Genomic DNA, 22466 nt, shown 5'->3' with positions numbered 1-22466 from the left:
GAATGAATCGGATGAAAGCAACGATTGCATATGACGGCACGAATTTTGCAGGCTATCAATCTCAGCCGAATATGCGAACAGTGCAATCCGAAATTGACAAAGCGTTAGTCAAGTTGCATAAAGATTCCTCGGTTTACTCTGTAGCAAGCGGACGAACTGATGCGGGCGTCCATGCGCTCGGGCAAGTCATTCATTTTGATACACCACTGGACTTAGCAGATCGTTGGAAGATGGCTCTAAATGTATTGTTGCCGAAAGATGTGCGGGTAGTTGAAGTAGAAGAAGTGGCTGTTGATTTTCACGCGCGTTATGGAGCGACAGGTAAGACCTATGTGTACAGATGGTCTTACAGTGAAGTGCAAAGTCCATTTGAACGGAATTTCGCAGTCCATTTAGGCAGATGGAATCCCAATGTAGAACGGATGCAAGAAGGAGCTCAGCATTTAATCGGGACTCACGATTTCACGAGCTTCTGTTCAGCGAAGACAGCTACAACAAACAAAGTCCGAACCATTCGGAAATTGTCGCTCGAGCGGCAAGGGGATCATCTTGTACTTGAAGTGGAAGGTGATGGGTTTCTTTACAATATGGTGCGTACAATTGCGGGTGTTTTGCTGGCGGTAGGCATTGGTTGGGACGAGCCTGAAGACGTCAAGAAAATACGTGACGCAAAAGATCGGAAAATGGCCGGCAAAACAGCGCCGGCACACGGTTTGTACCTTATGGAAGTGACCTATTGAGCTCATGGCAACTAATCCTGGCGTTTTCATAAAAACGCTTGACTTTAATTGGATTTCAGGTTAACATGATAAATGGTATTTCAATAACCCCACAATAAGCCCCGGAAAGTTTATTTGTGTTTAGGGATAGAGAAAACAACGGAACAGATTGATATTTTTAGGAGGATTACACTATGCGTACAACATTCATGGCTAAAGGTCACGAAGTAGAACGTAAATGGCTTGTTGTCGACGCTGAAGGACAAACGCTTGGACGTCTTGCTTCAGAAGTTGCATCACTTTTACGTGGTAAACATAAACCAACGTTCACACCACATGTTGATACAGGTGACCATGTCATCATCATCAATGCAGAGAAAATCGAATTAACAGGTAACAAATTGAAAGATAAAATTTACTACCGTCACTCAGGATATACAGGCAGCATCAAGCAGCGTACAGCTCTTGAAATGCGTACAAACTATCCTGTTAAAATGCTTGAACTTGCGATCAAAGGAATGCTTCCAAAAGGTCCTCTAGGTCGTCAAACAATCAAGAAACTACACGTATACGCTGGAGCAGAACATCAGCATGCAGCACAAAAACCAGAAGCATATGAGCTTCGCGGATAATTAAGAGGAGGAAACACACTTGGCACAAGTACAATATATCGGCACTGGCCGTCGTAAAAGTTCAGTAGCTCGTGTACGTCTAGTTCCCGGCGAAGGCAAAATCGTCGTTAACAATCGTGACGTAGAAGACTACGTACCATTCGAAACACTTCGTGAAATCATCAAACAACCATTAAATGTAACTGAAACACTTGGAAGCTACGATATCCATGTGAACGTTCACGGTGGTGGCTACACAGGTCAAGCAGGCGCAATCCGTCACGGCGTTGCACGTGCATTGCTTACTGTAGACCCTGATTTCCGTCCAGCACTTAAATCTGCAGGACTTCTAACGCGTGACCCACGTATGAAAGAACGTAAAAAATACGGTCTTCGTGGCGCTCGTCGTGCACCTCAGTTCTCAAAACGTTAATATTGGGTTCACTTCAATTTTTACGATCTCTTCCCGAGTTTTCAGGAAGAGATTTTTTCATTTTCGACGTCTACCTTCATAAATTGTCATTCTTCACCCAAGGCGTACCAAGCATCGGCAATGCCCAGCGGTCGAGTCCATACCAGCCGGCTACTTTCCATGCGAGTACGAGCCAAGTTGCGAGAATGAACAATAGGGGGTTCGTGCTAAGAGTACCTGCAAACAGAAAACTGACATTCATGAACGCACCGAAGAAAGCAGCAATTCCTGTCAACAATCCGAAGATCAAACCGAGACCAACAAGCATCTCCCCATAGGCAACTATGAAACCGAATACCTTGGCGTTCGGCAAGACGACATTTTCCAGAAATGATGCATACCAGTTGGTCACATCTCCGCCTTCAGTCGATTTTTTAAGAGCGCCGCTTACAAATCCATGGATGGCGACACCTGCATTTTCACCGGTCCATGCATCGCTCATTGCTTTTCCCCAGCCGGCCTTCAACCAAGCAAATCCGACATAAACCCGAATGACTAACCAAATAAGTCCGGAGCGAGAATCGTTGAATAAAAACTGTGAAATGGGGTTCTCTGGTATTAGGATTGCTTTATTTTCCTTCATAATAACCACCTCCAATGAACAGTTTACACTACAACTTAATGCCTATCCAAAAAGTTCACAACCTTGTAATTAAAGAGTGTGAATAGTTTACGAAATGTATAAATATGCTTGACTTTGATGGGATGATTCTAAAATATAACAAAGTTATCCTGTACGTATCCACCTTGCTCATGATAAGTTTTGTATAGGAATAGAAATTACAATTATCCAAAGCGTTTCCAGAATCTAGTTTATGGATTCATAAATAAATCTAAAGGAAGTTTGTAGATTTAGAGATTGTATGTTATATTTATGAAAATTAAATAAACTAATTTAAATAAGTGCTCACATAGTGAGGTAAAAGGGAAACTAGTGAAAGTCTAGTACAGCCCCCGCTACTGTAAAGCTGATGAAATTACAATACCACTGAGAAATCGGGAAGGTGTAAGAGTAAAATGAAGCTTGAGTCAGGAAACCTGCTTATTTAAACGACACATACTTTTCGGAGGGAGAAGTATAGGCGGGACAATAAAATTAATTGTTTTATGTTTCAGTATGATTTCTATTATACTTTCACATGCCTACATTCCTTTGAAAAGGAGTGTAGGCATTTTTTATTTGGAGGGAAACCATGAAAAAGGGAAAAATTTTCGTCGTTGGATTCGGTCCCGGAGCTACTGAACATATAACAGGACGAGCATTAGAGGCGCTGCAAGAAAGTAATTATATTATTGGTTATAAAACGTACGTAGAGTTGATTAAGCATTTAGTAACAGCGAAGTCCATTGTTAGTACAGGCATGACTGAAGAAGTGTCACGTGCACAAGATGCTGTTAAGAAAGCGGAGGCTGGCGGTATTGTTTCAGTGATCTCGAGCGGTGATTCAGGTGCATACGGTATGGCTGGATTAGTTTATGAAGTGCTGATTGAAAAAGGTTGGACTGAAGCAGAAGGAATTGAAGTGGAAATTGTGCCAGGTATTTCGGCGATCAATTCATGTGCGAGCTTACTGGGCGCACCTGTCATGCATGATGCTTGTACGATCAGTTTAAGTGACCATTTAACACCTTGGACTGTTATCGAAAAACGTATTGAAGCAGCGGGGATGGCGGATTTTGTAGTAGCTTTATACAATCCGAAAAGTGGACGTCGGACGCGTCAAATTGTAGAGGCACAAAGGATTTTACTGAAATATCGTTCCCCTGATACACCTGTAGGGCTAGTGAAAAGTGCTTATCGTGAAAATCAACATATTGTCCTGACAACATTAGCGGAAATGCTAGAGCATGATATCGGGATGTTGACTACTGTTATTATCGGTAACTCTTCGACTTTCTTTTATGATAATAAAATTATTACTCCGAGAGGATATCAACGTAAGTATACATTAGGGGAAGGTAAACAAAGTTTAAAACCGCACCAGCGTTTGAAAAAGGAGGCGGAACCATGGGCGCTTGATCAAGAAACTGGGGAGGCGCAGTCCGGTCATGAAGAAATTATAAGTAAGAAACCAGAGCACACACCAATGCCAAAACAGGCAGAAGTGGAACGGTCAGAACCAGCACCGGAACAAAAGGTTCAGTCATTGGATATGGCTTTAAAAGCACTATCTATGGTGACGAAAGAGGAAGTGGAAAACCCTTTTTTGGTGAGACAGCCGATTGAAGATATCTTTGAGTTTTCCGTTTCACCAGGCGTTGCCAACAAACTGATTACAGCAGAACAAATGCGTGTATTGGCTGAAGTCGTTGGTGAGAAAGGTACCTTGGAATATACTCCAAACCATCATTTTGTAGTAAAGGTTACGACAGATGACCCTGAAGCGATTGTTGAAAAGCTAGAACACATTAACTTGACTGTTATGCCGGCAGGGGAAGTCTTAAAAGTCAAAGCTTGTGATTTTTGCTATGGGGAAAAGGCGGATTCTATCCCATACGCGGAAGAAATCGCAGCGAAGTTTGAAGGGATGAAGCTTCCGAAGCAGTTGCATGTCGGATTCAATGGATGCGGGATGGCGTGTTATCGCCCGGTGTTCGATGATATCGGCATCGTTTATCGGAAGAAAAAATTCGATTTATTTATTGGAGCGAAGCCGGTTGGTCGTACTGCTCATGCGGCTCAGCCGGTTGCAGAGGGAATTGAACCGGAAGATTTAATTCCGCTAGTAACAAAAATTATAGAAGAATACGAACAAAATGCGCATCCTAACGAACGTTTCTTCAAGTATTTCAAACGTGTTAAAAAAGTTTTGAATTATAACTATTACGATATGAGCTGCAAGATTGAAGTAGAGCCAGCACCTTGCGGGGACTAGGAGGAAACTATGATTTTATTTTTAGCAGGCACTAGCGATGCTAGAGCTCTAGCCATTCATTTACAGGGTCTTGGCTATCCTTTAATCACCACGGTCGTTACCGAATCTGCAGCTGAAAGTTTAAAAGCAAATGATCTTTCCTATCTGGTAGGAAGACTAACAGTGGAGGACATGATCGCGCTAATCCAGAAGCATGAGATGACTTGTGTCGTCGATGCCAGCCATCCTTACGCAGAAGAAGCATCGAAAACCGCAATGGAGGCAGCAAGAGTATGCGGGATTCCATATATTCGCTATGAGCGGCCAAAAGAGGAGTTTGTTTCTCCTCTGATTACCGAGGTTGAGAGTTATGAAGACGCTGCTAAACTTGCTCAAACGCATAAAGGGACAGTTATGTTAACGACAGGCAGTAAGACATTGGAAGTATTTGCGAAGTATTTATTGCGTGACGAAATTCGGATGCTTTGCAGAATGCTGCCGAATGTAGGGAATATGGAGAAATGCGATAAGTTAGGAATTAAACAAAAAGATATCATCGCGATTCAAGGACCTTTTTCCGAATCACTCAATAAGGCTTTATGCGAGCAGTATGACGTGACGTTAATGATCACAAAAGAAAGCGGTAAAGTAGGTTCTGTCGATGAAAAAATAACGGCGGCTCTGGACTTGGAGATCCCTGTCATTCTGATTAAACGACCAAAGGTTCAATATGAAAATTTCTGTACGTCTTTCGAAAAAGTTACTCAACTATTAGGAGGTTTTATTGATGAAAAATCCAAACATGAACTTTAATACAAAATTCACGCCACTGACTGTAGATCCAGATAAAATTTACGACCATAGTTTCGCGATTATCAAAGAAGAAATGGGAGATCACCCGTTTACAGATGAACAATGGATGGTTGTTCGCCGAGTAATCCACGCTTCAGCAGATTTTGAATTAGGACGCAGCATGATTTTTACACCGGATGCTCTTGAAGCAGGTATTGAATCAATTTTAGCAGGCCGTCATGTAGTGGTGGACGTGCAGATGATTGAGAGTGGTTCAGGTCGCAAACGTTTCCAGAAACATAACAGTGACTTGCATTGTTATATTGCGGACGAGGATGTCGCGAAGGAAGCGAAAGCCGAAGGAACAACACGCGCGATCATTTCAATGCAAAAAGCAACACGTCTGCATGAAGGTGGAATTTATGCTATCGGTAATGCGCCAACAGCGTTGCTAGAGTTGATTCGTTTAATTAAGGATGGCGTCGCTAAACCAGACTTGATTATTGGAATGCCAGTAGGCTTTGTTTCGGCAGCAGAATCAAAGGACGAGTTAGCAGTACTCGAAGGGATTCCATTTATTACAAACAAGGGGAGAAAGGGTGGCAGTACAGTGACGGTAGCCGCACTGAATGCCATTTCGATCATGGCAGATGAGCGCGCAAAGCAAACGAACTAAAAAAGATCCATCCCAAATGCGTCATGGCTATACAACAGGTTCTTGTGCAACGGCGATGACAAAAGCGGCATTGCAAGGTTTGGTGACGGGAAAAGTGCCGGAAGAAGTCACCATTTATCTACCGGTTGGCCGATACGCCACATTCAAAGTATCGTCATTTGAAGTATTAGAGGACGGAGTAATGTGTGAGACGATCAAAGATGCTGGGGATGACCCGGATGCCACACACAAAGCGCGTATCCAGAGCACCGTTTACTATTCAAAAAAAGAAGGCATTCATTTGGATGGCGGGGTTGGGGTAGGTCGAGTAACAAAAGCGGGGCTTCCCGTCCCGGTTGGTCGAGCAGCCATTAACCCGGTGCCGTATAAAATGATAATGGGTGTGGCGCAAGAAGGGTATGAAGAGTATCAATTAAAACAAGGCATCGACGTAGTGATTTCCGTTCCGGATGGGGAAGAAATCGCTAAAAAAACGTTAAATGGACGACTGGGCATCATCGGGGGAATTTCGATTTTAGGAACCCGTGGAACAGTGGTGCCATTTTCAAGCTCTGCTTACATGGCAAGTATTGAGCAAGCGATCAGTGTAGCCAAAGAAGCCGGTTGTGATCACTTAGTGATCACAACCGGTGGGCGCAGTGAAAAGTTTGCTTTGAAGCAATATCCAGACCTACCAGAAGAGGCGTTTATAGAGATGGGCGATTTTATCGGTTTTACGCTTAAACACATCGCACGCAAGCAGATTCCTAAAGTTTCTATGGTCGGGATGATGGGGAAGTTTTCAAAACTGGCACGTGGCGTAATGATGGTTCACTCAAAAAGTGCACCTATAAGCTTCGAGTTTTTAGCGGAAATGGCAAATCGAGTAGGTGTTGATGAAGCTGTACAAAAAGAAATTTTAGAAGCGAATACAGCTTCACAAGTCGGTGAGATACTTCAAGGAAACGATGCATTCTTTGAAGCGCTTAGTAAAAACTGTTGTTACTATGCACTAAATCATATGAATGCCGAAATTGAAGTGTCGACGTCGTTATATGCCATGAACGGAGACTGTTTAGGAAAGGCTGAGAATATTGACAAATTGGATGAAAATGATTGGTATAGGGGATAATGGCGCGGCAGGATTGCTTCCTCAATATATAGAGTGGATCAATGAATGTGATGTTCTTGTAGGTGGAGAACGCCATCTTCAATTCTTCCCTTCATTCGAAAAAGAGAAGAAAGTAATCAAGGGTGGTTTGTCTGCATTAACAGCGGAATTACAAGAGGAAACACGCAATGTCGTAATTTTAGTGTCTGGCGATCCGTTGTTTTATGGACTGGGAGGAGTGCTTGCGAAAAAGCTACCACTTGAGATCTATCCATATACCAGCTCGGTCCAGCAGGCTTTTTCAAGAATGCAGGAGAGTTGGCAAGATGCATACATTGTCAGCTTACACGGTCGTTCTATAAAAGGCTTTGCGCAGAAAATAGACGGGCGTAAAAAAATAGCTGTGTTAACAGATGAAACGAATTCACCTCAAGCGATTGCAACGTATTTAAAGCGTTTCAACATGACGGAATATGATGCCTTTGTTGCTGAGAACTTGGAAGGTGAAAATGAACGTTGCCGCTTCCTTTCATTGGACGAAATGGAGCAGACTTCTTTCTCTTCTTTAAATGTTGTCATATTAAAGCAGCACCATGCAGTAGAGCGTGCCTCGATTGGCATTCCTGATGATGCATTTTTGCAGCGGAAACCGGATAAAGGCTTGATTACCAAACGGGAAATCCGCACGCTTTGCCTGCAGGAACTGAGACTGAAAGAGAGCAGTACAGTCTGGGACATTGGAACTTGCACGGGATCGGTTGCGATTGAAGCTTCCAAGATAGCGCGTGAAGGGGCAGTATATGCCATTGAAAAAAATGAGGGAGACCTTGAAAATTGCTTGGAAAATCAATTGAAACATCGGACAGACTTTGTTGCCGTGTTAGGAAAAGCTCCTGATCGTCTTGAAGAGTTCCCGGACCCCCATGCTATTTTTATTGGCGGTAACGGTGGGAATATGGAGCATTTACTGCAAACCTGTATTTCACGCTTACAGCCAAATGGCCGACTTGTCATGAATATCGCTACGATAGAAAATTTAGCTGAAGCAATGAACCATTTAAAAGCGTTGGGCTGTGAAGTATCCATATTGCAGGCACAACTTTCAAAGAGTAAACCAATTTTACATTTAACGCGTTTTGAACCGTTAAACCCTATCTACATAGTGACAGCACAGAAAGGACAAGAATAATGACAATAGGAAAATTATATGGACTAGGCGTTGGCCCGGGGGATCCTGAATTAATTACTGTAAAGGCATTTCGTAAATTACAAGAATGCCCGGTCATTGCGTATCCGAAAAAATTAAGAGGTAGTAAATCGTATGCCCATCGTATTGTGGATGTGTATATCAACCCAGCTGAAAAAGAAATGCTCGGTTTGGTATTCCCTATGACCAAAGACGAAGCAATCTTGCGTGAAGCTTGGGAAAAAGCGGCAGAAGAGATTTATGGCTATTTAGTCCAAGGGAAGGATGTGGCGTTTGTGACCGAAGGCGATCCGATGCTGTTCAGTACATTCATTCATCTTTTAGGCTTAATGAAAACGAAGCATCCAGAAGTACCAATTGAAACGGTGGCCGGTATTTCATCATTTAATGGTTCTGCCAATCGTTTAGGGATTCCGCTAGCTGAAGGGGATGACCATGTCGCTATGATTCCAGCGACAGACGATATGGAACAGATGCGTCAAGTCATTGAAAGTCACGATGCCATCGTCTTTATTAAAGTAGCCAAAGTGATAGATGAAATGTTGGATTTATTGGAAGAACTGAACTTATTGGAGAAAACGCATGTCGTCACAAAAGTTACTTCTGACGAAGAAGTGATTTGGAATACGGATGAACTTCGAGGCGCGGATTTAAATTACTTATCATGTATGGTGGTGCGCAAATGAAAAAGATTTGGATTATCGGTGCAGGTCCAGGGGATCCCGATCTAATTACAGTAAAAGGTTTGAAGTTATTACAACAAGCGGATGTCGTCATGTACACCGATTCACTCGTAAGCGAAACGTTAGTGGAGGAAGCGAAGGAATCAGCAGAAGTTATCCGTACGGCAGGGATGCATTTGCAGGAAATGGTAGATTGCATTGTTGAACGTGTCAATGCAGGTAAAACGGTTGTACGTTTACATACAGGCGATCCGGCGATGTATGGCGCAACAATGGAACAAGTGGCGTTACTGAAGCAACATGATATCGGTTATGAAGTCGTGCCGGGTGTCAGTTCCGTTTTTGCAGCTGCTGCGGCAGTCGGTGCAGAGCTCACGGTTCCTGATTTAACACAAACACTTATTTTAACTAGAGCGGAAGGGCGGACGCCTGTACCTGAACGCGAAAAATTGAAGGAGCTCGCAAGTCATCATTGCACAATCGCTATGTTTTTAAGTGCCACTTTAACAAAGAAAATAGTAAAAGAATTGCAAGCGGCAGGCTGGGCAGATGATACGCCAGTAGCGGTCGTGCAGCGTGCTACATGGCCGGATGAAAAAATTGTTCAGACAACATTGATTGAATTAGATGAAGCGATGCGTGTCAATGGTATTCGTAAGCATGCGATGATTTTGGCAGGCTGGGCATTGGATCCGAATATCCATGAAAAAGACTATCGCTCCAAGCTGTATGACAAAACATTTACCCATGGTTTCCGAAAAGGCGTGAAGGCGGATGATTAATTTACGTGAAGGCGAAATTCCTGAAGTTGACAAACGTAAACCGTATGCTCTCGTCGCCATTACGAAACACGGGGTTGCCAATGCAAGAAGCTATACGGAAAAATTCCCATATGCAGATCTTTATTATATGAAGAAGTTTGCAAGAGGTGATGAAGAAGCACGCCAAATTCAACTATTTGACGGTACGGTACGCTTATTATTGCCTGCTTTGTTCCAGCAATATAAAGGAGTTATTTGTGTAATTTCACTTGGCGCGGTCGTACGAATGATTGCTCCTATCATGGTGGATAAAATGACAGACCCTGCTGTATTGGTTGTCGACGATCTTGGTCAATATGTAATAAGCGTGTTATCAGGACATATTGGTGGCGCCAATGCGTTGACGTATGAATTTGCAAAAGCGATCGGTGCAACACCTGTTGTGACGACGGCTTCCGATGTGCAAAAGACCATTCCTGTCGATTTATTCGGTGCTCAGTTTGGATGGATGTGGGATAGTGAAGAAAAATTGCTGCCTGTCAGTGCATCAGTAGTCAATGAAGAGCATGTCGCAATTGTACAGGAAACGGGAGAAAAAGATTGGTGGATGCATGATCGTTCTATGCCAGAGAACTTGAAAATCTATTCATCGACAGCAGAAGTAATTCAAGCGAAGCCACATGCAACTTTACTTATAACAGACCGTTTGATCGATTCCGACGAAGAAGTACTGCTTGAAAATGGAGTGATCTACCGCCCGAAATCCATCGTACTCGGTATTGGCTGTAATCGCGGGACGGCACTCGAAGAGATCGAGCAAGTCATAGACGAAACCTTAGCTGAGTTGCGTTTGAGTAAGAAAAGCGTTAAAGCAGTAGCGACCATCGATTTAAAGAAAGATGAAGAAGGCTTGCTTGCACTCACTGCCAAACACAATTGGCCTTTTATTACGTACACGCCTGAACAGCTCAATGAAATGCCGCTCCGTAATCCATCAGAAACGGTATTTAAGTATACAGGTTCGTATGGTGTGAGTGAGCCGGCAGCATTACGCTATGCAAATACAGAAGAATTGGTATTGGAGAAAAAGAAAAGTGGCAATGTGACGGTCTCCATTGCGCGCGTTAATTTTGAGGAGCGAGGACAATGAATCGATTTGTGTTGGCCGGTACAGGAAGCGGTGTAGGAAAAACGACATTCACGATTGGCATTATGCGTGCATTGATGAAGCGCGGTTTAACTGTACAAGGTTTTAAATGCGGTCCCGATTATATTGACCCGACGTACCATACAGCTGTCACCAAACGCCCCTCTCGAAATATTGATAGTTTCATGATGGAACATGAAGTTATTCGTGCCATTGTCGCAAGAGCGAGTCAAGGCGCGGATGTAGCGATCATCGAAGGCGTGATGGGCTTTTACGATGGCAAATCCCCATTATCAAATGAAGGATCGGCTGCCGATATAAGTGAGATTACAAAAAGTCCTGTCATTTTAATCGTTAATGCGGCAAGTATGGCAAGAAGTGTGGCAGCGATCGTTAAAGGATTCCAACTGTTGGATGAAAGCTCCAATATTGTTGGCGTAATTGCGAATCAATTAGGTAGCAAGAGTCATTTTGATATTGTCAAAACAGCGATTGAAAAAGAGTGTGGAATTCCTGTCATCGGCTATTTGCCGAAGGATGCGGTTCCAGCTATGCCGAGCCGTCATTTAGGTTTAGTACCGGCTATTGAACGTGGAGATCTGGATTCCTATTTTGATAGCCTGGCAACAGCTATTGAGGAAACTGTCGACATTGATCAACTGATGGAAATTACCAAAGCACAACGAATAGAAGTGTCTTCATCGATTTTTGATATTCAACCTGAAAAAGAAGAGGTTCATATTGCAGTAGCTAAAGATGCAGCTTTTAACTTCTATTATGAAGAGAATTTAGAGTTATTGCGTGCGCATGGTGCAAAGCTTCATTTCTTTTCACCATTACAAAATGAAGAAGTTCCAAATGAAGCGCAAGGGTTGTATATCGGCGGTGGCTTCCCGGAAGAGTTTGCAGAGCAACTGTCAGCAAACGAGCAAGCGAAAGAATCCATAAGAAACGCAATCAATCGTGGACTGCCGACTCTAGCCGAATGTGGCGGATATATATACTTAACAGAAGAAATAGTGGATCGCCAGGCAAATGCGTTTCCCATGCTTGGAGTGATTCCAGGACGTGTACGTATGCAAGATAAGCGAGCGGCACTTGGTTATAGGGAAATTACAGGTGTTTCAGGGAATTTCCTGATTGGTGAAGAAGAGCAGGCGAAAGGGCATGAGTTCCACTACTCGAAATACGAGGGAGAGCATACTACGCCTGCTTATTTTAGTAAAGGTCGTTTTCGCGCTCAGCAAGAAGGCTATTTACATAAAAATCTTGTAGCAGGCTTTACACATTTTCATTTTGCTTCAAATCCACAACTTGTGGAAAATTGGCTGAAAGCATGTTTGGAGGGAGAGCAATGAACTATTTTCCGCTGTTAATGAATGTGGATTATAAAAAGGTTGTCATTGTTGGAGGCGGACATGTAGCACGTCAAAAAATAGAAGCCTTACTTCCAACAAAAGCAATGATAACCGTAGTTAGCCCATCGGTGACAGAGACGGTTCAACAGTATGTTAGTGAAGGGTTTGTGACATGGAAAGAAAAAGCATTTGAATCAGCTGATTTGGATGATGCGACATTGGTTTTTGCCGTTACAAATGACGAAGAAGTAAACAATGCAGTCGAAGAAGCGACACAGCATTGGCAATTACTCAGCCGGGCGGATGCAAAAGGACGTGTAGATTTCATCAACCCGGCAGTCGTGCGGCGTGGAGAATTTGTCGTGACCGTATCAACGTCTGGGGCCAGTCCAGGTCTAACACGTAAAGTAAAGACGGATTTGGCAGAACAATTCGGAGGCCACTACGCAACGTATGTGTCTTTTTTAAGAGAGGCTCGTCAGCAGATCTTACAAGTGTTTAGCGGAGACGAGAAAAAACAAGTACTGGCTGAACTACTAGATCCAAAGTTTTTGCAGTGGATGGAGCAAGGTGAAAACCAAAAATGTGAAGAGTGGCTACAACAACGGATAGGAGAACAACAGTGAGCGGATCTGTATATATTGTAGGGGCTGGTCCTGGTGACCCGAAATTATTGACAATTAGAGGATTAGAGTGCATTCAACAAGCAGACGTGATTTTATATGACCGTCTAGTGAATATTGAATTATTACAACATGCGAAAGCGGATGCTGAGCTGATTTATTGTGGTAAAGAGCCAGGCAAGCATGGAATGATTCAAGATGAAATTCATCGGGCGTTAGTAGAACAGGCAAGTTTAGGCAAGCAGGTGCTTCGTCTAAAAGGCGGCGATCCATTTGTTTTTGGGAGAGGTGCGGAGGAAGCTGCAGTGTTACGACAAGCTAATATACCATTCGAAATCGTTCCTGGCATTTCGGCAGGAATTGCTGCACCTGCCTATGCGGGGATCCCGGTTACCCATCGTGACTATGCGGCAAGCTTTGCGATTGTTCCTGGTCATGGCCGTGCTGAAAAAGGGCAAGACTTTTTAAATTGGTCAGCACTTGCTCAAATTGATACGGTGGCATTTTATATGAGTGTAGGTAACATTGATCATATTACAAAAAGCTTAATTAAAAACGGTAAAAGTGAAACAACCCCTGTGGCAGTTATTGAATGGGGAACCACTGAAAACCAACGTACAATCACAGGTAATCTCGCGACGATTGCACAAGAAATCCAAGCACATCAGATTTCGAATCCATCGATGATTTTAGTTGGGGATGTAGTGAATGTTCGTGAAGAAATTTCCTGGTTTGAAGAAAAGGAGCGTAACCAATGTTAGAAGCATTAAAGAAACGCCGTGCGATTCGCCAATTTAAAACACGTGAAGTAGAACGAGAGAAAATCGAGACATTACTAGAAGCAGCTACGTATGCACCAAATGATCGACTGCGGGAGCCATGGCATTTTTATGTATTGCAAGGCGACAGCTTAAAACGTTATGAACAAGTAGCACTTGATTATTTACAAAAACGCTTTCCGACAAAACCACACTTAGTGGAAAGTTCAATGGAAGCGATCACCAAAACGCCGCTTATCATCGTAGTAACTTCGGCCATTGTGGATGGAGATGAAGGCGCGACAAAAGATAATACCTTTGCAGTCAGTGGTGCTATCATGTCGATGTGGTTAATGGCGGAACAGCTAGGTTTAGGTATGGTATGGCGCACACGTGGCGTTGGTCTTGTGCATGATACCGCATTGCATACGTTTATCGGTGCATCGGATAAAGAGCAATTAATAGGGACGCTTTGCATAGGGTACCCGGCAGAAGAAATCATCACTGCGAAAAAACGTACACCATTTGCTGAGAAAACAACTTGGCTATAAGGGGGAATTGAAAATGGCACGACAAGGAATGTTGTTAGTATATACAGGTGAGGGCAAAGGAAAAACTACTGCTTCACTTGGAGTCACTTTGCGTGCAATTGGTCGCGGTATGAAGGTGAAGTATTTTCAATTTATTAAATCACCCGAACGTACATATGGTGAACAAATTGCTTTGCGGAAACTTGGTGTTGAAACCGTGCAATTAGGCATCGGATTCACATGGACAAAAACACCGGAAGAGCATCGCGAAGCACTTGCAAAAGCTTGGCAAACCGTAAAAAAAGAGCTCCAAGACGAAACGACAGATGTATTGGTGCTGGATGAGTTGAATAATGCATTAGCCATCACACGTTTTCCAGTGAACGATGTATTACCTCTAGCTGAAGTGCTAGAAGCAATAGAGAACCGACCGAAAACTATGCACTTAGTCATTACAGGTCGCTCTGCACATCCATCCCTCCTCGCATTAGCCGATTTAGTATCAACAATCGATGCAACTAAGCATTATTATACGGAGCAAGATGTCCAGGCGATGAAAGGTCTTGAATTTTAATGAAAGCGATCATGATTCAAGGGACTGCTTCAGATGTAGGAAAAAGTGTTTTATGTACTGCTCTCTGCCGTATCCTAGTGAACGACGGATATCGGATCGCACCATTTAAATCACAAAATATGGCACTCAATTCCTACATCACGAAAGACGGCGGAGAAATCGGTCGAGCACAGGGTGTCCAAGCAGAGGCTGCAAAGATTGATGCCACGACTGACATGAATCCTATTTTACTGAAACCGACAGGCAATATGGTGTCGGAAGTAATTTTACATGGTAAACCATTTGCCGACATGGATGCGGTGTCGTATCGCGAAAATTTTGTTGAACAAGTGATGCCTGAGGTACGAAAGTCGTTGCGACGCTTAGAGGCGGAATATGATGTACTTGTACTGGAAGGCGCTGGAAGCCCGGCCGAAATTAATTTAAAGAGCCGGGACATCGCCAATATGCGCATGGCACATGAAACGGATGCAGCCGTTATTTTAGTAGCAGACATTGAACGTGGTGGAGTATTTGCATCACTTGTCGGTACTTTAATGTTATTGGATGACGAAGAACGTGCACGTGTTAAAGGGATCATTATTAATAAGTTCCGCGGCATGAAAGAGTTACTCGAAAACGGCATCGATTGGCTTGAGGAGTATACAGGGATTCAAGTACTTGGTGTCATTCCATATTTCGATGTGCAAATAGAAGCGGAAGACTCGATGGCTCTTTCAAGTTTACGTTTAAAAAAACCTCAACATCAAGAGTTTGAAATTGATGTGGCGGTCATTAGACTTCCTCTAATCTCCAATTTCACGGACCTCGACCCATTGTTTGAAGAGCCTGATGTAGGTGTGCGTTTTGTTTCTACTTTAAAAGATTTAAAAAATCCTGATGTCATCATATTACCTGGGACGAAGAATACAGTTAGTGATTATGTATGGTTGCAAGAAACGGGCTTGGCCCAAGCGATTATACAGCTTTCCCGAAAAGGAAAAAAGATTATCGGTATTTGCGGAGGTTATCAAATGCTTGGCGAAACGGTTTTAGACAACCAAGCAATTGAGGATGAGACTAAGACGTATGTCACGCTAGGCTTGTTACCAATTGAAACTGTGTTAGTTGATGAAAAACAAACAACAGTTGTCAAGGGTACAAACTATGCGGGTCAGGAGATGACAGGCTTTGAGCTTCATTTGGGGCGCAGTACACCAACTCGACCGATACAAAGCTTCATTTGCCTGGACAATGGAAGGCAAGATGGCGTCTATACAGACCAAGTGATGGGCACGTATTTACACGGAGTTTTTCAAAATCGCATGTTCACACGTAACTATTTCAATCAAATACGGGTGGAAAAAGGCTTAGAAGAAGTCTCTGGTGAAATACTTTCTGATTATGAGCGACGGGAGCAAGCGTATGAAATGTTGGATCATCATGTGCGCAAGCATTTGAATATGGAAAAAGTTTATGAATTACTAGATGAATCAACGTAACAACAGGATTACAGAAGCATTGAGGAGAAGGTTCAATGAAGAATGAGTCGGGAACGAAGCTTGAGTTGGGGAAGTCTCCTTTACAAATCGATTTCGAAAAGTTCTGGAAAGAAGGCATGCTGGATTGGCATGGCAAGATGCCAGAGCGCATGGTGGATGACGAACTGGAAGAAGCTTTTTGGGCACAGTCCATGAAGAAAAAAACATATAAGCAAACAGATGACTACGCGAAGAAAATCTATGAAAAAATGAAGCCGCATATTCCACAAGGCGCCAGTTGCATTGAAATTGGACCGGGTTGGGGCAACTATACATTCCACCTAGATGAAGACGTTAAAAGTTTCACGCTTGTCGATGGTTCTGAAAGCGTACTTGCATATTTAAAACAATACTACGAAAGCGATGCATCTGTTCAGTTTGTTAATAGTAAATGGGAAGAAGCGCAAATTGAACCGCATGATGTCGTTGTTGGAGTGAACTGCTTTTACCGTATGTATGAAATGAAAGCAGCATTGAAAAAGATGGACGCACTTGCACAAAAACGCGCCATCATCGGCTTAACGACAGGTCCAATTCAGCCGCATTATGTCATTTTAGATGAGCAGTATGGCTATGAAATTAAATATCCGCGTCGTGATTACATTGCCATTCTTAACATCCTGTATCAATTAGGCATTTATGCTGATTGTGAAATGACTAAGCTGGAACGCACCTATCGTTACGATACGTTAGAACAACTATATGAGGCGCAAAGTAAAAAAATCTTATCGCCTCAATTTGAATTGATACATGTGAAAGCCTCACTTGAACCTTTTATTACACTAGAGGAAGGTCAATATGTGTACCGTCATCCGTTCTATGCAGCAATAATTAGTTGGGAACCTTCGAATTCACATGACTAGGTTACGATTTACATTATTAATTGGAGCGTTGCTGGCGGGATTGCTTGTTTCCATGACTTTTGCAGTGATGGTGGGCTCCGTTGGTATAACACCAAGCATTATTTGGGAAGTGCTTTTTTCAAAAATTGGTTTACCAGTGGAAGCTACGGCTTCAAAAGCACAGAACATTATCATTTGGGAAATCCGCTTACCTCGAATTATACTTGCTGCAATTGTTGGCGCGGCCCTGGCAATCAGTGGCGCGGCGATTCAAGCATTAGTTAGGAACCCTATTGCAGATCCTTATATTTTGGGGGTATCTTCTGGAGCATCAGTTGGTGCAACAATGGTTATTTTACTTGGCGCATTTAGTTTTTTAGGGACTTATGCGTTATCTTTTGCTGCCTTTTTAGGGGCTATCCTCGCTGTTGTGATCGTATTTTTATTGGCTCGTGTCAACGGCCGAACGTCTGTTATACGCCTGCTTTTAGCAGGGATTGCGATATCGATGGTGTTTTCCGCTATTACAAACTTCATGCTTATGACATCAAAACAACAAGGCGGTATTCAAGCTGTTATGCATTGGATGCTTGGCAGTTTAGCAGGCGCAAAATGGTCAACGATCGGAATACCGTTTTTTACGTTCCTTTTGGTTTTCCTGTTGCTTTTATTGAATTATCGCCAACTGAATGCGTTGCTTCTTGGTGAAGAACTAGCTACGACACTTGGTATCAACTTAGACCGTTTTCGAATTTTTATTATCCTGGTTGTCTCGTTGCTAACAGGTGTTGTAGTTGCCAGCAGTGGAAGTATTGGTTTTGTCGGATTGATTATTCCTCATCTTGTGCGAATGATAGTAGGTTCAAATTATAAATTCGTCCTGCCGATCAGTGCATTAATGGGTGCCGTCTTCTTAGTCTGGGCGGATATGGTTGCACGGATGGCGATAGCACCTGAAGAAATGCCGATTGGAATCATTACTGCTGTTTGTGGAGGACCCTTCTTTATTTGGATGCTTAGACGCCGTCGATACTCTTTTGGGGATGGTGAATAAAGATGTTGCAAGTGAAAAATATTTCATTCTCTGTGCCGGAAAAACAGATTTTGCATGACATTTCATTTTCAATGGATCAAGGCAAATTTATTGGGATTATTGGTCCGAATGGCAGCGGGAAATCGACGATGTTAAAAATTATCTACCGCTATTTGAAACAATCAAGCGGACAGGTGATGTTATATGAAAATGACATGGAGCAGATGACTCGAAAAAAGATCGCTCAAGAAATGGCGGTTGTGAGCCAAGAAACCCCTGTACTCTTTGATTTTACCGTAAAGGATTTAGTCATGATGGGGCGAACGCCGTATAAACAATGGCTTGCACAGGACAGCAAAGAAGATTTTGCTATTGTTGAAGAAAGCATGAAGCTTGCCGACGTGCTGTACTTAAAAGACCGAACGCTCGGTCAGTTATCCGGCGGTGAGAAGAAACGGGTAATGCTCGCGCGTGCACTCGCGCAACAGGCAAACATCTTAATTCTAGATGAGCCCACCAATCATCTTGATATTGAACACCAACTTCAATTAATGGATTTGGTGAAAGAGCTACCCATTACAATTATAGCAGCATTGCATGACTTGAATTTAGCGGCTAGCTATTGTGATGAATTGCTTTTAATGGATGAAGGGAACCTCCATATGAAGGGAACTCCCGAACAGGTACTGACAGAAGAAACCATAAAACAAGTATTCCATGTACAAGCTGGTATTTCAAAGAACCCGTTTACACAAAAATTGCATTTGTTTTTTTACGCAGAAAACGTTGGGAGAAGTGAAGACAAATGAAAAAGAAATTAATCGGTGTACTAATGTTTTTAACAGCGTTGCTTTTATTGGCAGCATGCTCAAGCAGTGATACAGGAAAAGAAGGAAAGAAAGACGATGCAAAAAGTGGAGAAACAGAGCAGACGGATAAGGTTGTAATCGACAATGATGATTTTGTCATCGAATACGATGAAGCTCCAAAAAGTGCGATTTCATTAAACCAACATGTAACAGAAATTATGCTAGCGCTTGGTCTGGAAGAATCCATGGTCGGTACCGCTTACTTAGATGATAAAATTTACGAACCGTTACAGGAAGCATATGAGAAAGTACCGGTATTAGCTGAACAATATCCATCAAAAGAGCAAGTGATCGAAGCAGAAGCAGACTTTCTATATGGTGGTTGGTCAAGTGCATTCAATGAAAAGGGTATTGCTACGCGTGAAGAATTAAAAGAGTTAGGTATTGATAGCTATTTACAGATGTCCTCTACTAAAGTGGCACCAACATTGGAAGATATCTATACAGACATTCGTAATATCGCAAAGGTTTTCCGTATAGAAGATCGCGGTGAAGAACTAATTACTCAAATGAATCAAGACATTGAAGAGATTACAGCTAAATTGCCAGAAGTGAAAGATCCTTTGGAAGTTTTGGTATTTGACAGCGGAGAAACAGATTTGACTACAGCAACGCAGAACTTCATGAATACACTTGTAGCAATGGCTGGTGGAAATAACGTCTTTGGTGATGTTGAAGGAAACTGGGCTACGGTTTCAAAGGAAGATGCGGTAGAACGTCAGCCGGAAGTGATCGTTGTAATTGATTATGGTTCAACTACAGTAGAACAGAAAATTAATTTCCTTAAATCAGATCCAGCACTAAGTCAAACACCTGCCGTACAAAATGAGAAATTTGTTACGTTGCCATTATCAGCAGCTTCCGAAGGTGTTCGTGTAGCAGAAGCAGTTGAAATTTTGGCAAAAGGTTTCTATCCAGACGCTTATTAAAATCTTAAGAGAGTGGGAGGTCATATTTTATGACAACATGGAATTTAACGCAGATGCAACGTCATGTACTCATTTGCAATGGCGATACATGTATGGGCGCCGGGGCTGAAGAGGTCACGCAACAAATCCGTGATGAGATCCGAACCAATCGTTTAGATGAACATATCCACACATCGCGCACCCGCTGTAATGGACGCTGCAAGGATAAATGTGTTGTCATCGATTATCCAAAAGGAACATGGTATTCCGTGCAAAAAGAAGAAACGGCACGGGCAATTGTTCATGAAACTGTGAAGGAAGAGTCGATCATTTATTCAATGGAGCACGGCGAACGAAAACGTGGTGAATCTCGTTTTAAAGGGATAAATAAATACAGAAAAGCTAGAGGAACGGTGAAAAAAGCTGTATTGTTTGTCGGGCATGGCAGTAGGTTGGAGGCAGGAAATGAAGAGGTCCGCCAATTTGTTGAACAAATGAAAGAGCGTATCGATTCATCCTTACTTGTAGAAACATGTTTTTTAGAATTTGCGTCGCCGAATATCGAAGATGGAATTCAACTGTGTATTGAAAAGGGTGCAGGTGAAGTCCATGTGATCCCGATCATATTATTGCATGCAGGTCACTCTAAATTGCATATTCCAGCTGAAATTGAACATGCAAGAGAGCAGTTTCCGGATATTCGGTTCACGTATGGTCAAACGATCGGTATTCATGATGAGGTTATTGAAATCTTAACGACACGACTTACTGAAGTTGGTTTTGATATTAGTCAGAAGCACGAGGATACAGCTATCCTCTTTATTGGGCGAGGTAGCAGTGATTTGGATGCGAAAGAGGATTTTTATAAAATTAGTGGATTGTTACAAAAGAAAGTAAATGTACCAATCATTGAAAATGCTTTTATGGGGGTTACAACGCCCACAGTGCAGGAAGGAATGGAGCGTTGTATAGAATTAGGTGCAAAAAAAGTAATTATGCTGCCGTACTTTTTATTCACGGGGATCTTAATGGAACGAATGAAAGGAAACGCGGAACAGTTTAGGCAGTATTATCCACAAACGGAAATTGAGATTGCCAAGTATTTTGGCTACCATCCGAAGTTACAGACAGTATTGCTGGAACGGATGAATCAAGCTTTGGACGGTACTTCGACAGGAATGCAGGATTTAGAGAATTTCCGTATATACGTGGAAGAGCATGGATATGTGCACGAGCATCAACATTAAGTAGTTAACCGGAAATTTTTCAATACACCTGTTAGTAGGAAGGGGTAATGGGAGTGAAGAATCTCGCTGCTACAAAAGGGGACGGTGAATTAATAGAATCACCACCGGTAAGAAAAATAGATAGTAGTGAAAAAGAAAAAAACAAGCATCAAAGACGTTTTAAAATTTTGTTGTTCATCTTGCCTCTCGGTCTTTTCTTGTCACTGACGCTGTCTGTTATGCTTGGCCCTGTGACAATTGATATGGTAACGGTTTGGAAAATCGTGTTGTCCAATATACCTTATATAGGGGATGGAGTTACAGCATACTGGTCGACTGCCCAACAAAACATCATATGGGAATTGCGATTTCCTCGTGCTTTATTGGGAGGAATAGTAGGTGCTGGTTTGGCTATCGCAGGAGTAGGAATTCAGGCGCTTGTCAGAAACTCCTTAGCAGATCCGTACATCCTTGGGGTATCATCCGGAGCTTCCGTTGGTGCGACACTCGTCATTTTGTTTGGAGCGTTGCAATTTTTTGGTCAATACGCCCTATCGATTGCTGCTTTTCTAGGAGCATTTTTATCCGTTGTTTTTGTTTATACATTCGCACGGGTAGGTGGTCAGATTTCGACAATACGCCTGTTGCTTGCAGGGATTGCAATATCTATGATCCTAGGCGCTGTCACAAATGTCATTGTTCTTTCTGCGCCTGAAGAAGAAGGTATTCGAAGTGCGATGTATTGGATGATGGGAAGCTTAGCGGGAGCAAATTGGACAGTTCTGCCTATACCGGCAACAGCCGTAGTGTTGGTTTTCGCATTTTTGCTGTACCAATCTCGTACTTTAAACCTCATATTGATGGGAGAAGATACAGCCGCAACGTTAGGCATTAACGTCGACGCATTCCGAAAGTTATTAATCGTCGTCACTTCTCTTCTAACTGGGGTTCTTGTTGCAGTGAGTGGAGCTATCGGCTTTGTTGGATTGATGATCCCGCATATGATCCGCCTACTCGTAGGTTCAGATCATAAAAGAGTGCTGCCGATTAGTGCGTTATTCGGTGCTGTCTTTATGATCTGGGCAGATATTGTAGCCAGGCTCGTAGTGGCTCCTGAAGAACTGCCAATAGGAGTGGTGACAGCATTGTGCGGTGGACCATTTTTCATTTGGTTATTACGAAGAAGTTCCTATTCATTCGGAGGTCGTTGAC

At 42.7% G+C, this 22466-nt stretch carries 24 protein-coding genes and 1 riboswitch; of the genes, 23 read left to right on the top strand and 1 reads right to left on the bottom strand.

Annotated features, from left to right (window positions below):
- Positions 1-2: 2 nt before the first annotated feature.
- The 3 genes from truA to rpsI all read left to right on the top strand — a co-directional run bounded on the left by truA (position 3) and on the right by rpsI (position 1763).
- On the top strand, positions 3-740 hold the full coding sequence (gene truA / locus MKY93_RS18820) for a tRNA pseudouridine(38-40) synthase TruA (RefSeq protein ID WP_340760668.1): 738 nt from the start codon (positions 3-5) through the stop codon (positions 738-740).
- A 173-nt stretch (positions 741-913) separates the two neighbouring features.
- Positions 914-1351 carry a 50S ribosomal protein L13 gene (gene rplM, locus MKY93_RS18815; protein WP_009499024.1) on the top strand — a complete coding sequence of 146 codons (438 nt, stop codon included), beginning with the start codon at positions 914-916 and terminating at the stop codon, positions 1349-1351.
- 19 nt (positions 1352-1370) lie between these two features.
- Positions 1371-1763, top strand: a complete 393-nt coding sequence (gene rpsI, locus MKY93_RS18810) for a 30S ribosomal protein S9 (RefSeq protein ID WP_009499023.1) — start codon at positions 1371-1373, stop codon at positions 1761-1763.
- A gap of 76 nt (positions 1764-1839) precedes the next feature.
- Here rpsI and MKY93_RS18805 read toward each other — a convergent pair whose 3' ends face one another.
- Positions 1840-2385, bottom strand: coding sequence for a DoxX family protein (locus MKY93_RS18805; protein ID WP_340760667.1), 546 nt, complete (start codon positions 2383-2385; stop codon positions 1840-1842).
- Positions 2386-2686: 301 nt separating this feature from the next.
- Positions 2687-2862, top strand: a riboswitch (cobalamin riboswitch).
- Between the two features lie 133 nt (positions 2863-2995).
- Here MKY93_RS18805 and cobJ point away from each other — a divergent pair.
- The 20 genes from cobJ to MKY93_RS18705 are packed head-to-tail and all read left to right on the top strand — an operon-like array spanning position 2996 to position 22465.
- Positions 2996-4678: a precorrin-3B C(17)-methyltransferase gene (cobJ, locus tag MKY93_RS18800; protein WP_340760666.1), complete on the top strand. Its 1683-nt coding sequence runs from the start codon at positions 2996-2998 to the stop codon at positions 4676-4678.
- 9 nt (positions 4679-4687) lie between these two features.
- Entirely contained in the window at positions 4688-5470 is a 783-nt protein-coding gene (cobK, locus tag MKY93_RS18795) for a precorrin-6A reductase (protein WP_340760665.1), read from the top strand.
- Positions 5460-6125 carry a precorrin-8X methylmutase gene (locus tag MKY93_RS18790; protein ID WP_078818376.1) on the top strand — a complete coding sequence of 222 codons (666 nt, stop codon included), beginning with the start codon at positions 5460-5462 and terminating at the stop codon, positions 6123-6125. Before cobK ends, MKY93_RS18790 begins: the two co-directional genes overlap by 11 nt.
- A gap of 16 nt (positions 6126-6141) precedes the next feature.
- Positions 6142-7236: a cobalt-precorrin-5B (C(1))-methyltransferase gene (locus MKY93_RS18785; protein ID WP_425516838.1), complete on the top strand. Its 1095-nt coding sequence runs from the start codon at positions 6142-6144 to the stop codon at positions 7234-7236.
- A complete protein-coding gene (cbiE, locus tag MKY93_RS18780) occupies positions 7211-8404 on the top strand; it encodes a precorrin-6y C5,15-methyltransferase (decarboxylating) subunit CbiE (protein ID WP_221835370.1) in 1194 nt (397 codons plus the stop codon). Before MKY93_RS18785 ends, cbiE begins: the two co-directional genes overlap by 26 nt.
- The gene (gene cobI, locus MKY93_RS18775) at positions 8404-9108 is read left to right on the top strand and encodes a precorrin-2 C(20)-methyltransferase (protein ID WP_078818344.1); all 705 of its coding nucleotides are present in this window, start codon (positions 8404-8406) and stop codon (positions 9106-9108) included. The genes cbiE and cobI overlap by 1 nt, the downstream gene beginning before the upstream one ends.
- Entirely contained in the window at positions 9105-9887 is a 783-nt protein-coding gene (gene cobM / locus MKY93_RS18770) for a precorrin-4 C(11)-methyltransferase (RefSeq protein WP_040760191.1), read from the top strand. The genes cobI and cobM overlap by 4 nt, the downstream gene beginning before the upstream one ends.
- Positions 9880-11016 (top strand): cobalt-precorrin 5A hydrolase, encoded by a 1137-nt coding sequence (locus MKY93_RS18765; RefSeq protein ID WP_078818343.1) that lies wholly within the window; start codon positions 9880-9882, stop codon positions 11014-11016. Before cobM ends, MKY93_RS18765 begins: the two co-directional genes overlap by 8 nt.
- Positions 11013-12371, top strand: coding sequence for a cobyrinate a,c-diamide synthase (locus MKY93_RS18760; RefSeq protein WP_078818342.1), 1359 nt, complete (start codon positions 11013-11015; stop codon positions 12369-12371). Before MKY93_RS18765 ends, MKY93_RS18760 begins: the two co-directional genes overlap by 4 nt.
- Positions 12368-12997 (top strand): precorrin-2 dehydrogenase/sirohydrochlorin ferrochelatase family protein, encoded by a 630-nt coding sequence (locus MKY93_RS18755; protein WP_340760664.1) that lies wholly within the window; start codon positions 12368-12370, stop codon positions 12995-12997. The genes MKY93_RS18760 and MKY93_RS18755 overlap by 4 nt, the downstream gene beginning before the upstream one ends.
- A complete protein-coding gene (cobA, locus tag MKY93_RS18750; RefSeq protein WP_078818340.1) occupies positions 12994-13755 on the top strand; it encodes a uroporphyrinogen-III C-methyltransferase in 762 nt (253 codons plus the stop codon). Before MKY93_RS18755 ends, cobA begins: the two co-directional genes overlap by 4 nt.
- The gene (locus tag MKY93_RS18745; protein ID WP_221835323.1) at positions 13749-14303 is read left to right on the top strand and encodes a nitroreductase family protein; all 555 of its coding nucleotides are present in this window, start codon (positions 13749-13751) and stop codon (positions 14301-14303) included. The genes cobA and MKY93_RS18745 overlap by 7 nt, the downstream gene beginning before the upstream one ends.
- A 13-nt stretch (positions 14304-14316) precedes the next feature.
- Positions 14317-14856 (top strand): cob(I)yrinic acid a,c-diamide adenosyltransferase, encoded by a 540-nt coding sequence (locus MKY93_RS18740; RefSeq protein WP_078818338.1) that lies wholly within the window; start codon positions 14317-14319, stop codon positions 14854-14856.
- Entirely contained in the window at positions 14856-16337 is a 1482-nt protein-coding gene (locus MKY93_RS18735; RefSeq protein WP_340760662.1) for a cobyric acid synthase, read from the top strand. The genes MKY93_RS18740 and MKY93_RS18735 overlap by 1 nt, the downstream gene beginning before the upstream one ends.
- 35 nt (positions 16338-16372) lie before the next feature.
- Positions 16373-17239 (top strand): class I SAM-dependent methyltransferase, encoded by an 867-nt coding sequence (locus MKY93_RS18730; protein ID WP_340760661.1) that lies wholly within the window; start codon positions 16373-16375, stop codon positions 17237-17239.
- Positions 17232-18272: a FecCD family ABC transporter permease gene (locus tag MKY93_RS18725; RefSeq protein ID WP_078818335.1), complete on the top strand. Its 1041-nt coding sequence runs from the start codon at positions 17232-17234 to the stop codon at positions 18270-18272. The genes MKY93_RS18730 and MKY93_RS18725 overlap by 8 nt, the downstream gene beginning before the upstream one ends.
- Positions 18273-18274: 2 nt before the next feature.
- Positions 18275-19060 (top strand): ABC transporter ATP-binding protein, encoded by a 786-nt coding sequence (locus tag MKY93_RS18720; protein WP_221835330.1) that lies wholly within the window; start codon positions 18275-18277, stop codon positions 19058-19060.
- The gene (locus MKY93_RS18715) at positions 19057-20049 is read left to right on the top strand and encodes an ABC transporter substrate-binding protein (protein ID WP_340760660.1); all 993 of its coding nucleotides are present in this window, start codon (positions 19057-19059) and stop codon (positions 20047-20049) included. Before MKY93_RS18720 ends, MKY93_RS18715 begins: the two co-directional genes overlap by 4 nt.
- 29 nt (positions 20050-20078) lie before the next feature.
- Positions 20079-21275, top strand: a complete 1197-nt coding sequence (locus MKY93_RS18710; RefSeq protein ID WP_221835334.1) for a CbiX/SirB N-terminal domain-containing protein — start codon at positions 20079-20081, stop codon at positions 21273-21275.
- Between the two features lie 47 nt (positions 21276-21322).
- Positions 21323-22465 carry a FecCD family ABC transporter permease gene (locus MKY93_RS18705; protein ID WP_078818331.1) on the top strand — a complete coding sequence of 381 codons (1143 nt, stop codon included), beginning with the start codon at positions 21323-21325 and terminating at the stop codon, positions 22463-22465.
- The last annotated feature ends 1 nt before the right edge of the window (position 22466 follow it).

This window comes from Sporosarcina sp. FSL W7-1283 (assembly GCF_038003105.1).
In the GTDB taxonomy this organism is placed as follows: domain Bacteria; phylum Bacillota; class Bacilli; order Bacillales_A; family Planococcaceae; genus Sporosarcina; species Sporosarcina newyorkensis.
The sequence above is the reverse complement of the archived record's forward strand: the minus strand, read 5'-3'. Positions and strand labels throughout refer to the sequence as shown.

Bases quoted from the DNA above. Each gene is read 5' to 3' on its own strand.
- truA (WP_340760668.1), top strand. From the start codon at position 3: ATGAATCGGATGAAAGCAACGATTGCATATGACGGCACGAATTTTGCA.
- rplM (WP_009499024.1), top strand. From the start codon at position 914: ATGCGTACAACATTCATGGCTAAAGGTCACGAAGTAGAACGTAAATGG.
- MKY93_RS18805 (WP_340760667.1), bottom strand. From the start codon at position 2,385: ATGAAGGAAAATAAAGCAATCCTAATACCAGAGAACCCCATTTCACAG.
- cobJ (WP_340760666.1), top strand. From the start codon at position 2,996: ATGAAAAAGGGAAAAATTTTCGTCGTTGGATTCGGTCCCGGAGCTACT.
- cobK (WP_340760665.1), top strand. From the start codon at position 4,688: ATGATTTTATTTTTAGCAGGCACTAGCGATGCTAGAGCTCTAGCCATT.
- MKY93_RS18790 (WP_078818376.1), top strand. From the start codon at position 5,460: ATGAACTTTAATACAAAATTCACGCCACTGACTGTAGATCCAGATAAA.
- MKY93_RS18785 (WP_425516838.1), top strand. From the start codon at position 6,142: ATGCGTCATGGCTATACAACAGGTTCTTGTGCAACGGCGATGACAAAA.
- cbiE (WP_221835370.1), top strand. From the start codon at position 7,211: ATGAAAATGATTGGTATAGGGGATAATGGCGCGGCAGGATTGCTTCCT.
- cobI (WP_078818344.1), top strand. From the start codon at position 8,404: ATGACAATAGGAAAATTATATGGACTAGGCGTTGGCCCGGGGGATCCT.
- cobM (WP_040760191.1), top strand. From the start codon at position 9,105: ATGAAAAAGATTTGGATTATCGGTGCAGGTCCAGGGGATCCCGATCTA.
- MKY93_RS18765 (WP_078818343.1), top strand. From the start codon at position 9,880: ATGATTAATTTACGTGAAGGCGAAATTCCTGAAGTTGACAAACGTAAA.
- MKY93_RS18760 (WP_078818342.1), top strand. From the start codon at position 11,013: ATGAATCGATTTGTGTTGGCCGGTACAGGAAGCGGTGTAGGAAAAACG.
- MKY93_RS18755 (WP_340760664.1), top strand. From the start codon at position 12,368: ATGAACTATTTTCCGCTGTTAATGAATGTGGATTATAAAAAGGTTGTC.
- MKY93_RS18745 (WP_221835323.1), top strand. From the start codon at position 13,749: ATGTTAGAAGCATTAAAGAAACGCCGTGCGATTCGCCAATTTAAAACA.
- MKY93_RS18740 (WP_078818338.1), top strand. From the start codon at position 14,317: ATGGCACGACAAGGAATGTTGTTAGTATATACAGGTGAGGGCAAAGGA.
- MKY93_RS18735 (WP_340760662.1), top strand. From the start codon at position 14,856: ATGAAAGCGATCATGATTCAAGGGACTGCTTCAGATGTAGGAAAAAGT.
- MKY93_RS18730 (WP_340760661.1), top strand. From the start codon at position 16,373: ATGAAGAATGAGTCGGGAACGAAGCTTGAGTTGGGGAAGTCTCCTTTA.
- MKY93_RS18725 (WP_078818335.1), top strand. From the start codon at position 17,232: ATGACTAGGTTACGATTTACATTATTAATTGGAGCGTTGCTGGCGGGA.
- MKY93_RS18720 (WP_221835330.1), top strand. From the start codon at position 18,275: ATGTTGCAAGTGAAAAATATTTCATTCTCTGTGCCGGAAAAACAGATT.
- MKY93_RS18715 (WP_340760660.1), top strand. From the start codon at position 19,057: ATGAAAAAGAAATTAATCGGTGTACTAATGTTTTTAACAGCGTTGCTT.
- MKY93_RS18710 (WP_221835334.1), top strand. From the start codon at position 20,079: ATGACAACATGGAATTTAACGCAGATGCAACGTCATGTACTCATTTGC.
- MKY93_RS18705 (WP_078818331.1), top strand. From the start codon at position 21,323: ATGGGAGTGAAGAATCTCGCTGCTACAAAAGGGGACGGTGAATTAATA.